The sequence below is a fragment of the Saccharomonospora sp. NPDC046836 genome (assembly GCF_040645195.1).
Taxonomy (GTDB): domain Bacteria; phylum Actinomycetota; class Actinomycetes; order Mycobacteriales; family Pseudonocardiaceae; genus Prauserella_A.
Window position 1 is genome coordinate 1 of sequence record NZ_JBEYXW010000073.1, and the last position, 10582, is coordinate 10582.

Annotated in this window: 18 protein-coding genes and 2 pseudogenes; 15 read left to right on the top strand and 5 right to left on the bottom strand. The window is 67.7% G+C overall.

The window, feature by feature from the left end:
- Positions 1-551, bottom strand: a pseudogene (locus tag ABZ863_RS34295) (ATP-dependent DNA ligase); the annotation flags it as partial.
- A 242-nt stretch (positions 552-793) separates the two neighbouring features.
- On the opposite strand from ABZ863_RS34295, the gene ABZ863_RS34300 reads away from it, so the two are divergent.
- Together ABZ863_RS34300 and ABZ863_RS34305 are read left to right on the top strand one after the other, a co-directional pair.
- The gene (locus ABZ863_RS34300) at positions 794-1057 is read left to right on the top strand and encodes a hypothetical protein (RefSeq protein ID WP_358543813.1); all 264 of its coding nucleotides are present in this window, start codon (positions 794-796) and stop codon (positions 1055-1057) included.
- A 183-nt stretch (positions 1058-1240) separates the two neighbouring features.
- The gene (locus ABZ863_RS34305) at positions 1241-1480 is read left to right on the top strand and encodes a hypothetical protein (RefSeq protein WP_358543815.1); all 240 of its coding nucleotides are present in this window, start codon (positions 1241-1243) and stop codon (positions 1478-1480) included.
- Between the two features lie 39 nt (positions 1481-1519).
- On the opposite strand, the gene ABZ863_RS34310 is transcribed toward ABZ863_RS34305, so the two are convergent.
- Positions 1520-2194 (bottom strand): HNH endonuclease family protein, encoded by a 675-nt coding sequence (locus ABZ863_RS34310; RefSeq protein WP_093560766.1) that lies wholly within the window; start codon positions 2192-2194, stop codon positions 1520-1522.
- 244 nt (positions 2195-2438) lie between these two features.
- On the opposite strand from ABZ863_RS34310, the gene ABZ863_RS34315 reads away from it, so the two are divergent.
- From ABZ863_RS34315 to ABZ863_RS34340, 6 genes are all read left to right on the top strand, one after another.
- A complete protein-coding gene (locus ABZ863_RS34315) occupies positions 2439-2675 on the top strand; it encodes a DUF3761 domain-containing protein (protein WP_358543818.1) in 237 nt (78 codons plus the stop codon).
- A gap of 615 nt (positions 2676-3290) precedes the next feature.
- Positions 3291-3569: a hypothetical protein gene (locus ABZ863_RS34320; RefSeq protein ID WP_358543820.1), complete on the top strand. Its 279-nt coding sequence runs from the start codon at positions 3291-3293 to the stop codon at positions 3567-3569.
- Positions 3526-4071 carry a DUF6879 family protein gene (locus tag ABZ863_RS34325; RefSeq protein ID WP_358543822.1) on the top strand — a complete coding sequence of 182 codons (546 nt, stop codon included), beginning with the start codon at positions 3526-3528 and terminating at the stop codon, positions 4069-4071. Before ABZ863_RS34320 ends, ABZ863_RS34325 begins: the two co-directional genes overlap by 44 nt.
- A gap of 14 nt (positions 4072-4085) precedes the next feature.
- Complete coding sequence (locus ABZ863_RS34330) at positions 4086-4934, top strand: helix-turn-helix transcriptional regulator (protein ID WP_161272685.1); 849 nt, start codon at positions 4086-4088, stop codon at positions 4932-4934.
- A gap of 96 nt (positions 4935-5030) precedes the next feature.
- Positions 5031-5210: a hypothetical protein gene (locus ABZ863_RS34335; RefSeq protein ID WP_095712459.1), complete on the top strand. Its 180-nt coding sequence runs from the start codon at positions 5031-5033 to the stop codon at positions 5208-5210.
- Positions 5207-5659, top strand: coding sequence for a hypothetical protein (locus tag ABZ863_RS34340; protein WP_358543825.1), 453 nt, complete (start codon positions 5207-5209; stop codon positions 5657-5659). The genes ABZ863_RS34335 and ABZ863_RS34340 overlap by 4 nt, the downstream gene beginning before the upstream one ends.
- A gap of 245 nt (positions 5660-5904) precedes the next feature.
- Here the strand turns inward: ABZ863_RS34340 and ABZ863_RS34345 are convergent, their stop codons facing one another.
- The gene (locus ABZ863_RS34345; protein ID WP_030699961.1) at positions 5905-6183 is read right to left on the bottom strand and encodes a DNA-directed RNA polymerase sigma-70 factor; all 279 of its coding nucleotides are present in this window, start codon (positions 6181-6183) and stop codon (positions 5905-5907) included.
- A 79-nt stretch (positions 6184-6262) separates the two neighbouring features.
- Here ABZ863_RS34345 and ABZ863_RS34350 point away from each other — a divergent pair, with 79 nt between their 5' ends.
- From ABZ863_RS34350 to ABZ863_RS34370, 5 genes are all read left to right on the top strand, one after another.
- A complete protein-coding gene (locus ABZ863_RS34350) occupies positions 6263-6388 on the top strand; it encodes a hypothetical protein (protein WP_008404460.1) in 126 nt (41 codons plus the stop codon).
- Between the two features lie 86 nt (positions 6389-6474).
- Complete coding sequence (locus ABZ863_RS34355) at positions 6475-6648, top strand: hypothetical protein (protein ID WP_158516849.1); 174 nt, start codon at positions 6475-6477, stop codon at positions 6646-6648.
- Positions 6649-6762: 114 nt separating this feature from the next.
- Positions 6763-7188, top strand: a complete 426-nt coding sequence (locus tag ABZ863_RS34360) for a hypothetical protein (protein WP_010645389.1) — start codon at positions 6763-6765, stop codon at positions 7186-7188.
- A gap of 330 nt (positions 7189-7518) precedes the next feature.
- Positions 7519-7983: a DUF4304 domain-containing protein gene (locus ABZ863_RS34365; RefSeq protein ID WP_164179253.1), complete on the top strand. Its 465-nt coding sequence runs from the start codon at positions 7519-7521 to the stop codon at positions 7981-7983.
- A gap of 182 nt (positions 7984-8165) precedes the next feature.
- A complete protein-coding gene (locus ABZ863_RS34370; RefSeq protein ID WP_358543829.1) occupies positions 8166-8603 on the top strand; it encodes a DUF4259 domain-containing protein in 438 nt (145 codons plus the stop codon).
- 210 nt (positions 8604-8813) lie between these two features.
- Here ABZ863_RS34370 and ABZ863_RS34375 read toward each other — a convergent pair.
- Both ABZ863_RS34375 and ABZ863_RS34380 read right to left on the bottom strand, forming a co-directional pair.
- Positions 8814-9563 (bottom strand): annotated as a pseudogene (locus ABZ863_RS34375) (transposase family protein).
- A gap of 119 nt (positions 9564-9682) precedes the next feature.
- Positions 9683-9829, bottom strand: coding sequence for a hypothetical protein (locus ABZ863_RS34380; RefSeq protein ID WP_358543831.1), 147 nt, complete (start codon positions 9827-9829; stop codon positions 9683-9685).
- A gap of 69 nt (positions 9830-9898) precedes the next feature.
- Here ABZ863_RS34380 and ABZ863_RS34385 point away from each other — a divergent pair, with 69 nt between their 5' ends.
- Positions 9899-10204, top strand: a complete 306-nt coding sequence (locus ABZ863_RS34385; RefSeq protein ID WP_358543833.1) for a DUF6247 family protein — start codon at positions 9899-9901, stop codon at positions 10202-10204.
- On the top strand, positions 10201-10464 hold the full coding sequence (locus ABZ863_RS34390; RefSeq protein WP_164179259.1) for a hypothetical protein: 264 nt from the start codon (positions 10201-10203) through the stop codon (positions 10462-10464). Before ABZ863_RS34385 ends, ABZ863_RS34390 begins: the two co-directional genes overlap by 4 nt.
- Positions 10465-10582 lie beyond the last annotated feature (118 nt).

The following is a 10582-nucleotide window of genomic DNA, read 5'->3' on the forward strand; positions in this document are numbered from 1 at the left end:
GGCTTCACCACCACCCCCTCGACACCGGCCCGCGCCCAGTCCGGGTCCATCCAGGCCAGCGCCCGGTCCCGCTCCGTCGTGGACCCCACCAGAGCCCACCGGCCGCCCAGCACCGCGCCGGTGAACAGCGCCTCCAGACGCGCCCACCGCTCCTGGTACGGGCGGCCCGTCAACACCTCTCCGTCGGCCTCCAGCAGGTCGAAGGCGACGACATGCGCCGGCGTCGACTGGCTGGCGGTGCGGGCGCGAAAGCCCGCCAGCCGGGCCCGCTGCTGCAACGCCGCGAAGTCCAGCCTCCCGTCCCGCAGGACGACGAGTTCGCCGTCGAGGACCAGGTCCATGCCGATGCCGGCGGCGGCCTGGAGCTCGGGGAAGTGCCCGGTGAGGTCAGCCCCCGAGCGGGACTGGAGGTGCAGGCGGCCGCCGCGGAGGAAGGCGATGACCCGGTATCCGTCGAGCTTCTGCTGCCAGTACAGGCTGGCCGGCGCGCCCGCCGCCGGAAGCGAGGCCCGCGCCTCAGCGCGCATCGGCGCGATCGGAGGTTTCAGCACGTCCTCATGCTCCAGGAATCAGCTGCCGGAAAGCCGTACGACACCTCGGTCCCTCCCTGTATCCCCAGCCCGCGATGCAGCTCACGCTCGACTGAGCGCGGGAGATCAACGGCGGCCGCTTTCTCGCGGATCTTGGGACCGGTTCGGACTGCTCAGCGCCGCGGACAGCGAGGGGGCAAAGGTCCGCTCCCGGTTCGACTGCCCCGCCGCACCACCGGCCAGCAGCCTGGGACGGCGCGCTGGTGTGGTCCGGAGCGGATCCCTTCTCACACTCCGCCGTCGGAACGCGCAGCCACACCTGGACCGGTATCAGCGCTGGCACCCTCCACCTGTCCACGAAGACCACGGCGAACTCGCCGGTGGCCAACCCGCCCGCCACCCGCTGGCACGCCGCGGACGCTGAGACCCGGTGCGACAAGATCGCCACCACCAAGCCCGGCTGCGCCACGTACTTCCCGACCCGGGTGATGAACTTCGACGAGACGCCCGTGACGAGAGGCCCGTAACGGTCGCGCATGCCTGGCTCGTCCTGTCCGAGCTGCCCACGCACCCGGGCAGCAACGCCCCAGCAGCCCAGGCGGACGGACCGCGGAACCAGAACCCCGATAGGCCATCGTCCCGTCGGCCGAGACGTCCGACGACGCAGCCCCGAAGTGACAGGAAAATCGAACAAGCGGTCTAATGCCGATATGGACGTAACCGACTTCCCCGACGACCTGGTACAGACGCAAGCCGCCTGGAACACCACCTACAACGCGCTCGCCGCACCCCGCCCCCACGACAACACCACCGCCCTGCGCCGCCGCCTGCTGCTCCTGTCCGCACAGCTGTGGTGGCACCCCTACTGGGCGACGGCCCCCTCCCTGCCGGCAGCACGCTCCGAGCTACGCCGCCTGGCCCGCACCCACGGCGTGGCCCGGGCCGCATGACCGCGCGGCCGGGGCGACGGAGAAGCTTCGGGGGAGGGGTCAGGGGGCGGGGGTGTAGGTGACGGTGGTGCCGTCGCAGGAGGAGGCGATGTCGAGGAGGGCGGTCTTCTCCTGTGCGTCGATGGTGAGGTTCCAGCGCAGCTTGGTCGCGGTCCACTCCGCGCCGTAGCGGCACAGGGCGCCGGGGGCGGGCGGCAGCCACTCGGCGGGGTCCTGGTCGCTCTTGGACCTGTTGGTGCGGGCGGTGACCGCGACCAGTGAGGCGGGCTGGCCCTGGTCGTTGGCGTAGGCCTCGCGGCGGGCGGCTGTCCAGGCCGAGGCGCCCGAATCCCAGGCTTCGGCCAGGGGCACCATGTGGTCGATGTCCAGGCCGCGGGCCCCCTCGACGGTGACCTCGTCGTAGTACGAGAACCAGGTGCCCCCGGTGATGGCGCACCGGGGCCCGACCTCGGGCGCGATGGTGGCCTCGGCGATGAGGACTTCCTGGCGGGTGTTACAGCCGTCCGTGGGGTTGTCGCCTGCGGTCCAGTGCTTGAACGCGCTCCGGGAGTATCCGGCCCTGGACTCGTCGGCGGTCTGCAGCGCGGCCACGGCAGCGTCGATCGGCAGCACCGTCGGGGTACCGTCGCTCGTCTCGGCGGCTGCGGGAGCGGACAGGGGGAGGACAGCGGCCACGACGAGGGCAGCGGCCGCACGGAGCAAAGTGATCTTCACGGGACGGCTAACGAGCCGTCAGCACCAATGTCACGCGCCCCTCGACTGCCTTCCCACATGAGCACGCTCTCCTGACATTCCGCTGACTGGCCGCCTTTCGTGCTGGCGTTCTCTTCTCTCGTACGTGGCGCGCTCTTTTCGAGCGGGCCGTGACGCGAAAGAGGGGCACAGGACGCGGAAGTGCAGCATAGGGCGGGCGAGGCCGGGATCCTGCTGTCGACGCCAGACAAGGGAGAGACAGAAGATGCTGACCAGAGCGCGTGCGAGCCTTGCCGGACTCATCGTTGCGGGGGCTTTGCTGGTGCCGGTGGGTACTGCGGCCGCTGCTACCTGCGCGCCGCACACCACCGGTGTGTGCCGGGCCAACGACCCGCATCCGGCTGGCGCTACCGCGCTGTGCAAGGACGGTGCCTACAGTTACAGCAAGACCTTCCGCGGCACGTGTAGCGGGCACAAGGGCGTAAAGCACTGGTACCGGTAACCAGGCCCAACGACCCGACGGTGCTGTCGGTCCGCAGGGAACCGACAGCACATCCCTTCCCGGGCAACTGACTCAGTGACAGACGATGCCGCATCGGTCGGTCACCGGGGACAGGCCTGGGCTCCGAGGGCCCGACACGCCGGCTGAGGCGACTTGTAGAGCACGTTCCCGTTCGTCGGCGGGACAGACTGTCTCAGTGCCCGGGACGAGAGCTCCCTCGGCCCTTCTCCGCGGAGAACCCATCGCGCGCATCGTGCGCGCGTGCACCCCGGCCGTTCCCCTCAGCCGGGCAGCAGTCCCGTGCTCTTTCCGAGCACGGTCGACGGAGTCCGGATCGTACGGGGCCCGGCACCACATCTCGGTGGCCGGGGCGCGCGTCACGCACCAGCTGGTGTGTGGTCGGTGACGGCGCAGGCCAGACCACGTTGGCATCCTCCAGAGAACCGCCGCCGAGCTGGCTGGCGCCAACGTGCAAGCGCGGGCAAAGCGACCCCCAGCGTCTCTGGTCGGCAGTCCTCCGCTGCCGGACCGGCCCGGGAGGCGCCCTTGACGTCGGGTCCGGCCTGCGGGACCGTCTGCGCAACTACGCGCAACCGAGTCCCAGGGAAGTTCGTGATGACGTTACGGTTCGTCGGGATCGACCCCAACACCGGCGGCGAGGGATCACCGACGGTGTGGGTGGAAGAGGAGAGCGCAGACCTGGTCCTCCAGGGCGAGAAAGCCGACGCCCTCCTCAAGTCCCTGGTCGCCTCCACCGAGTGGGTGGCCGGCCACAAGACGGGGATCCCGCCGCACGAGCCGGTGATCCGGATCCCGTTCCGCATGGTGCAGATTCTGAGGGAGGCGTGCGATGCCGCTGAACGCGCAAGCGCTGAACACTGCGACGTTCGCTGAGCTGCTCGCCGACACCCACCACACGGCGGTCCACCTGGAGATGCGCGACCTGTACGCCGTCGGCGACGAGCGGGACGACTACGCCGCCTTCCTGCGCACCGGCGTCCCGAACCTCAACCCGACTCGCTCCTTCTGGCCCCAGTGGATCCCGCTCGTCAAAGACGCGGTCGCCCGCGGCGTGGTGATGCGCCGCGCCCGGATAGTCTCCGAGCCCGTTACCGACTACATCCGCTACGAGCACGCCATCACCCCGCTCAACCTCCAGGCCGGCGAGGACGTGCGCTGGCTACCCCGCCGCCGCACCTCCGACATTGCGCTGCCCGGCAACGACTTCTGGCTCCTGGACGACCGGCTCGTGCAGTTCCACCACTTCACCGGCACCGGCGCCTGGGCGAGCGACGGCAAGGAACGCACCACCGACCCGGCCGCCGTCGCCCTGTGCCACGCCGCCTTCGAGACGGTCTGGAAGCGCGCCATCCCGCACGAGATGTACACCGTCTAAGCCGCCAGTAGCCCATGACCGCCTCCCCGTCGTCCAGCGCACAAGCAGCCCGCGAAGCGCTGGCCGTGCGCTTGCAGCACCTGCGCAAGGACGCCGGCCTCACAGGGAAGGACCTCTCCGCCCGGTGCGGCTGGCACCCCGCGAAGACCACCCGCATCCAGAAGGGCGACGCCCCGCCCTCCGACGCAGACATCCGCGCCTGGTGCGCGGCCTGCAGCGCCGAGGACCAGGCCGACGACCTCATCGCCACCGCCCGCGCCGTCGACTCGATGTACCTCGAGTGGCGCCGCCTGCACCGCAGCGGCATGCGGAAGGTCCAGGAGGACTGGAACAGCCTGCACAAGCGCACCCACGTCTGCCGGGTCTACGTCTCCAACGTGCCACCGGGCTTCTTCCAGACGCCCGCCTTCGCGACCACCCTCATGGAACAGATCACCGCCTTCCAGGGCACCCCGAACGACGTCTGTGAAGCGGTCGCGGCCCGGATCGCCCGCTCCCGATTTCTCTACGAGGGCGGCCATCGCTACGTCGTCCTCATGGAGGAATCCGTCCTGCGCTTCCGCACCGCCGACCCTGACGCGATGCGCGGACAGCTACGCCACCTCCTGGCCGTGATGCCGCTCGCCTCGGTATCGCTGGGCATCATCCCGTTCACCGTGCAACGCATCATGTGGCCGCTGGAGGCGTTCTACCTCCACGACAACGACGTGGCCGTGGTGGAGACCCTGACAGCAGAGATCAAGGTGAAACAGCCGCGCGAACTCGCCGACTACACCAAAGCCTTCGCCGGCCTCGCCGAGATGGCCGTCTACGGCGACGACGCCCGCGCCCTCATCAAGGCCGCACTTGACGCTCTGGAGTGAAGTTCCGCAATCTCTTGCAACTTCGTTGAGAAGCGCATCCCGCGCTGCGTAGTCTCAATGCCCCCTTGACGGACCACCAGCCGAAGGCGGGACCGCATGCGCGCACACATCCACACCACCACGCCCGACGAAGGCCGCGGCCTGCAGCCACCCGGCCACGGACAACCGTCCCCGGCCCTCCTGTCCCGTGCCGACCAGGGCTACGCCCGCTTCCTCCGCCGGCACAGCACCGACCAGAACGCTCAGCACGAGACCGGCCAGGAACACCACCGGTGAACCACCTCCCCCCGGACCAAGCCGCCGAGTCGGCCCCCTCCACGTACACCGTCCTGCACGACCCTGAAGGCCTGATCGAGGAGCAACTGCCCCTCGACCGCCACCCCTACGAGAGCCTCGTCAAAGCCGTTCTCGCCTGGACCACGCAGGACCCCCTCACCGACTGCGACTACCAGCAGATCGTGCTCCAGCTCACCGGCCACGCCCGCGCCGTCGCCTCCGATGTCCGCCGCCAGGCCGACCGACTACCGAAAGGCACCGGGCCCCGGGCGCTCGCCGAGCTGGTCCTCCAGGAGACGGACCGGTGTCTGACCACGCCCCTGTGCGGCACCGCACGCTGTGCCCAGGACCGCGCCCGTGCCGTCCGCGCTCTCTATGAGCGTCTCGACCGCCTCGACGCCGCCCTCGCTTCGGAGGGGACTTCGGGGGTTGCACCGACAGGAGGGTGAACCGTTGGCCGGACCGGTGGTTCCCATGGGGGACCGCAGGTAGGGCCGGAGGTAGGAACCGGCCCGCGCGGCCTGGTGCCCTTTATGCAGGTCAGCCTCTATAGGCAAGCCTTCGCTCAATGGCGACACCTCTTCCTGCGCGATAGCCGAAGGGGAGAGGCCCTTACCGTCCGGGGCCCGGCAGGCGCCAGTGGAACGGGAAGCCCTGCCTGCGTACCCGTTCGCGACTCCTGCGGGAAGAACAGCTAGTGCTTCTTGGTGCGGCTGATGCCTTTCGCGATCTGGCTGATGCGGGACTGGGTGACGCCGAGCAGTTCGGCGGTGTCGGCGATGCTCTTGCTCTCGCGGATTTCGATGACGGCCTTCTGTCGCTCACCCCGGAGTTCGGCCTGGAGGTCGGGAATGGCGTCGAGGACGGCGCCGAGGGCCTTGGCGCGGTCGATGGGGTCGGGGGTGGCTGCGAGCTGGGCGATGGTCTCGCGGATGGCGGTGACGGCGGGGCTGGGTGCGGGCTGCTCAGTCATGACTTTAGGGTACCCCTTGACAGGCGCTTAGGGGTACCCTAAAGTAGAGGTATCAACAGAGAGGAGGTGAACAAACAGAATGGAAACAGGGACCGCAATCGCCATCGCCGCCCTGATCGTCTCGACGATCGGCGCGATCGGCTCGGCCGCCTGCGCCTGGTACGCCCGCGAAGCGATCAAGCGCAGGGGCCGACATCGCCGGTAGGCGACCGGAGGGGGCAAAGGATAGTTGCCCCCTCCGGGGTCCCAGTCTCCCAGACCACCCCACCCGGCACCAGAAGGGAATCCGGCATGCACACCCTCATCAGGTACGGCGACGTCCTCGCCGTCACCGCCGGCGGCATCGCACTCGCTGCGGCCGGCCTCACCACCCACCTCGCCTACGGCTGGTGGATCGCCTGGGGCATCACCGCGGTGGTCGTCGCCGGCTCCCGGGCGTACCGGCACCATCTCGACCGCCGGTAGAAGGACGACGCCGTGCCTCGCCCGGCTTCGGGCGGGGCACGGCGCGTCGGCCCTCCCCAACTCCGCCAAAATTGCTGTCAGCTGGCAGGACACCGCGAACGAGGCAAGGCCACCATGACTGAGATCCGCAGAGAATACGCCCGAGCGCTCCTGCTGGAAATGATTCCCGAAGCGGCCGAACACATGGCGGAACTTTATGGCATGCCCGCCGAGGAGGCGGTGAGGACCGAGCATCCGAGCGTGGACACGTTCGACCTGCTGGGCGACGCGCTTGCGCAACCGGTCATCGTCCCGGAACTGCGGGCGCAGACACCCGACGCCGACCTCCTGCGACGCTGCTTCGACTACACGGAACTGCTCCTCACGAGCCCGTCTTTGCTCCTGCGCGAGGCGGCGTATTTCCAGATCCTCGAAGCCCTGCTCGACGAGAGCGTTCCGTACGCGAAGGCCTTCCCGTACATGCGGAGCCACACACGCCAGCGTGCTCTCAGGATGCTGGACGGCTATGGCGTCGAGCGGCCAACGGGAGTGGGGTCCTGAGAGGGGCGGGCGTGGTCATACTCACGGCAACAACGGCCCGTGTGCACGACCACGGAGACGTCGGCCTGTGCAGTTTCACCTGGAAGACGGAGACGGACCCGGCGGCCGGTCCTTCCCGCCCCTTGAGCGGGTCGCTGGTGGCCTGGCCGGGTGGGGGCTCCGGCCTGATGCGGTCGACTGGAAGAATCGTGTCGTGCGTGAGTTGACGTCGGACGCGGAGAGCAGCCGGGCGACGGGGTGGTGACAGCTGCAGAAGTACGTCGCCGAGTCGGAGGACATGACCGGTCAGAGCTGGACTGGCCATCTCGATACATATAAGAGGTTCGGCTAATGATTAACTCGATTCTCCTGGAGGCTTTCAATGAGGTCTTCAAGTCGCTGGGATTTCGAAAGAAGTCGGCGAACTGGTACAGAGTGTCTGGCGATCTCTACTGCATAGTTGGCGTCCAGGAGTCCCGCTGGGGCGAGTCGTGCTACGTGAATGTCGGATTCACTCCAGCGGTCAATGTCAAGGCGGGATGGCTCCCGGAGTCGAAATGTCTCGTAAGATTCAGGGCGGACGCAATCACCTCTATTTCCCGCGAAGATCTCGACCTTCTATCCGGAGAAGCGGCGAAGGCGAGTGGAGAGGATGACCTTCGGGTGGGCCTCCTCGAGAAGATTGCAAATCCAGCGGCGCGGGCGGTCGATCCGGTTGAGAATATGCAGGATCTGAAATCGCTGCTGCGCACGAGCGTTAGTGATCAGGTGTTCATGCATCGTGAAATCAGGGGTGAATTGCTCGAAGAGGGGTGACTCAACGTCTTTGATTCCGAACTGAAGGTTCACTTCGGAGAATTCCGGCTTCTCGGAGTGCCGCTTTTGTCGGGATTGGTCAGTTCTGACGGCGCAGGGCGTGAGGCTCTTGAACCGGAGAAACTCGGAGATCGAAGTTCCAATCGGCGGATATCTGCCCTAAACCTCTACTGGAGTTCGTGATGGGAACCTGGGGCTCAGGCCCGTTCGATAGCGATACCGCAGAGGACTTCCTCGATGAGATGGAAGAGCGGTCCGCCCCGCGGCGCCTGGAAGTCGTTGAGCACACTTTTCGTACCGCAATTGAGGCGGGCGGAAATTCAACCTCATCGGTGCTGCCTGAGGAAGTTGTGGCTGCTGCCGCTGTGGTTGCGGCCAACGTTCCAACAGGGCGCTCATTGCCTTGGAATGAGGAATATCCGAGCGTCACAGAATGGCTGGCGAAGCCTGTCGCGCCTCTCCTCGCCTCGTCTGCAATTCAGGCGCTGGAATTGACAGTTCCTACAGGTGGATGGTTCTGGAGGAGCTGGGTAGAAGCTGACGAGAGGGAAGAGGCTCAGGCCGCGATCAACAGTTTGAGAGCTGTATTGCTGCACGTCAGCGAGGGTGGGTCTCGGTAGCCTCCTCGCCGATATCGCCATGAGCTTCGACTGTATTCCAGGAACCCCGCCGAAACGTGACTCGGCGGGGTTCCTGGACGGTTTGCCGGTAACGTCAGCGGACGGCGGCTGCGTGGGTGGGTCTTCGGATTCGTCGTCGGTGCGTCCGAGGGGGTCAATAGCTTCACGTTGGAGCTGGCTCCTGTCTTCATCCTCGATCAATGAGCTTCTTCAGCGTTGACGCTCCAGGGTGAGGATGGCTTTGGCGATTGACGTCATGCGGTTGGGACTGCATCGGGACCGGCGGAAGATGCGCCAGGACTTCAGGCGGGCGACGCCTCGCTCGACCGGTGCTCGCGCCTCGGCCAGTGCCCTGTTGAGGGTTTTCTCGGTAGGAGTGAGGTCCTGCAGGGGTCTGCGTCTGATGCCCGTGGTCACCCAGGGCCCGCCGCCCTGGTAGGCGAGATCCGCCAGGAGGGGGACGTCCTGACGCTCGCAGATGCGGATGATCCGGTCGGCGCGGGCGGCGGTCAGGTCATGGGTCCGGCCCGGCAGTGCTGGGGAGAGCCACAGCAGCCGGCCGCCGGGGTCGGTGACCAACTACACGTTCACTCCGTGCCGGCGGTGTTTGTGGGAGTAGTCGGCCCGGCCGTCCCCGACCCGGTCGCACTCGGCCAGCGTGCCGTCCAGCAGGGCGAAGTCCGGGTCGGTCTCGCGCAGAACTTTCAGCAGACCCGGAGCGCGTTCCGCGAGCAGGTCGATGACCGCAGTGGTGTACGCGTGCGCGGTGGACTCGCTGATCCCGAAACCTGCAGCGATCTTCGCCAGGGTGGTGTGCTCGCGCAGGTACACCAGTGCCGCCATCGCACGCTGAGACGGACGGAGCTTGCAGCGCCGGTCGCCCTCACGGGTGACGACCAGCATGGTCACCCACTCCACGAGGGCATGCGGCAGGTCGAGTGCGGCAGGAAAGATAACCAACGAGGCCCCCGAGCAGTGTTGTTGAGACGTCAGACATCTCGATCAACAGCTCGGGGGCCTCGCTCGTTGCGCTACACAAACCGTCACCCGATCGGTAGCCAACTCGAAGAAGCTCACTGCTAGGAGTCGGCGAGTACAGCGACTTCAGTCCGCATCAGCATGAAGAGCTGCTCGCCCGGTTCGCACAACGCGTCGAACCCCTTCGAAACGAGCAATGGCGACGGCAGCAGCAGCTTGACCAGCCAGCAGAACAGAGCACCTCCCAACCTCAGCAGGGGGACAACCACAGACTGGCGTCGCGAGTACGGTGGTCATACACCCTGCGGGAGGACCAGATGAGCGCGCAGCCCGACCACGCACCCGTCACGCCGTACGCCCCTGCGCCCGGGGCGCCGGCCGAACTCCTTGCCCGGCTGCGCGCCGACCGACGTGCGGACACTTGGGTGCCGGCCTTCGAGCGGGAGTGGGCGGCTGCGCTCGAGGAATCGAGGCGCACGTTCTCCCTCGCCGGGCTGTACGCGGTGGTCCAGGACTGGCAGGGCCGCCTCGGCTCCGCCCTGGCCGTCGAGGCGTTCGTCGCCTCCGGCTACGACGACAGCGAGTTCATCGACATGGCGCAGCTCCGCGGCAGGCGCCGGTGACCGCACAGCAGCCGTTCGCGGTCCGCTTCTCCGCCTCGGCCGCGAAGCTCCTCGCCACCCTGCCCGAGCCCGTCGAAGACATGGTGTGGGATGTCCTGGACGCCGCCGCCGGCAACCCGTGGGGCTTCTCGCAGTGGAACGCCGACGACCCCGAGGGCGAGGACATCCGCCACGCATCCGTCGGCCAGCTGTCCCTCACCTACTGGGTGAACCGCCCCCTGCGACGGCTGTCAGTCCTCACCGTCACCTGGCTCGGATAACCGTCTGGTGGCAACGACCTGGCCCCGGCATCGCAACTGCCGGGGCCAGGCGCTCCCCGGGCCGGACGGGCTGCAGCCGCTCGATCAACCGATCAGGCTCGACGACCTGGTGGGTGGC

Coding starts and splice junctions, on each gene's coding strand:
- ABZ863_RS34305 (WP_358543815.1), top strand. CDS start 1,241: ATGGACGTAACCGACTTCCCCGACGACCTGGTACAGACGCAAGCCGCC.
- ABZ863_RS34315 (WP_358543818.1), top strand. CDS start 2,439: ATGCTGACCAGAGCGCGTGCGAGCCTTGCCGGACTCATCGTTGCGGGG.
- ABZ863_RS34320 (WP_358543820.1), top strand. CDS start 3,291: ATGACGTTACGGTTCGTCGGGATCGACCCCAACACCGGCGGCGAGGGA.
- ABZ863_RS34325 (WP_358543822.1), top strand. CDS start 3,526: ATGCCGCTGAACGCGCAAGCGCTGAACACTGCGACGTTCGCTGAGCTG.
- ABZ863_RS34330 (WP_161272685.1), top strand. CDS start 4,086: ATGACCGCCTCCCCGTCGTCCAGCGCACAAGCAGCCCGCGAAGCGCTG.
- ABZ863_RS34335 (WP_095712459.1), top strand. CDS start 5,031: ATGCGCGCACACATCCACACCACCACGCCCGACGAAGGCCGCGGCCTG.
- ABZ863_RS34345 (WP_030699961.1), bottom strand. CDS start 6,183: ATGACTGAGCAGCCCGCACCCAGCCCCGCCGTCACCGCCATCCGCGAG.
- ABZ863_RS34350 (WP_008404460.1), top strand. CDS start 6,263: ATGGAAACAGGGACCGCAATCGCCATCGCCGCCCTGATCGTCTCGACG.
- ABZ863_RS34355 (WP_158516849.1), top strand. CDS start 6,475: ATGCACACCCTCATCAGGTACGGCGACGTCCTCGCCGTCACCGCCGGC.
- ABZ863_RS34360 (WP_010645389.1), top strand. CDS start 6,763: ATGACTGAGATCCGCAGAGAATACGCCCGAGCGCTCCTGCTGGAAATG.
- ABZ863_RS34365 (WP_164179253.1), top strand. CDS start 7,519: ATGATTAACTCGATTCTCCTGGAGGCTTTCAATGAGGTCTTCAAGTCG.
- ABZ863_RS34370 (WP_358543829.1), top strand. CDS start 8,166: ATGGGAACCTGGGGCTCAGGCCCGTTCGATAGCGATACCGCAGAGGAC.
- ABZ863_RS34385 (WP_358543833.1), top strand. CDS start 9,899: ATGAGCGCGCAGCCCGACCACGCACCCGTCACGCCGTACGCCCCTGCG.